Annotated in this window: 1 protein-coding gene and 1 pseudogene; both read right to left on the reverse strand. The window is 68.6% G+C overall.

What is annotated here, in order from left to right; all coding sequences use genetic code 11:
- On the reverse strand, positions 1-542 hold a 542-nt coding region (locus tag OXS31_RS23345), incomplete at its 3' end, for an ATP-grasp domain-containing protein (RefSeq protein ID WP_267402363.1).
- Positions 539-631, reverse strand: a pseudogene (locus tag OXS31_RS23490) (5-(carboxyamino)imidazole ribonucleotide mutase); the annotation flags it as partial. The pseudogene OXS31_RS23490 and the gene OXS31_RS23345, both read right to left, overlap by 4 nt.

Raw genomic sequence — 631 nt, forward strand, 5'->3', positions numbered from 1 at the left:
TCGCCGGTGAAGGGCACGAAGCCTTCCAGCAGCAGGGGCACGCTGCCTAGTTCGGCGAAGGCGTCGGTGACGTCTTCCGGCTGGCGCAGGACCTTCTGGCCCTTGCCGTCGTAGCCCAGGGTGCGGGTCTTGAGGACCGCCGGCAGGCCGATACGGGTCACGGCAGCGTCCAGGTCGGCCTGGGAGAGGACGTCGGCGAAGGCCGGGGTGGGGATCCCCAGGTCGCGGAACATGGACTTCTCGAACAGGCGGTCACGGGCGATGCGCAGGGCTTCGGCGGACGGATAGACCGGCACGAATTGCGAGAGGAAGGCCACGGTCTCGGCCGGGACGCTCTCGAATTCGAAGGTCACCAGATCGACCTCGTCGGCCAGCTGGCGCAGGTGATCCTGGTCGCCGTAGTCGGCGCGCAGGTGTTCGCCCAGGGCGGCGGCGCAGGCGTCAGGCGCCGGATCGAGAAAGGCGAAGTTCATGCCCAGCGGCGTGCCGGCCAGGGCGAGCATGCGGCCCAGCTGGCCGCCACCGATGACGCCGATCTTCATGCCTGCTCCCTCGGATCGGGGTTGTCCAGCACGGTGCGGGTCTGCTCTTCGCGGAAGGCGTTGAGCCGCTCGTGGTATTCGGGGTACTT

Origin of the sequence: Pseudomonas sp. GM_Psu_1, from assembly GCF_026544185.1 — a bacterium.
In the GTDB taxonomy this organism is placed as follows: domain Bacteria; phylum Pseudomonadota; class Gammaproteobacteria; order Pseudomonadales; family Pseudomonadaceae; genus Chryseomonas; species Chryseomonas oryzihabitans.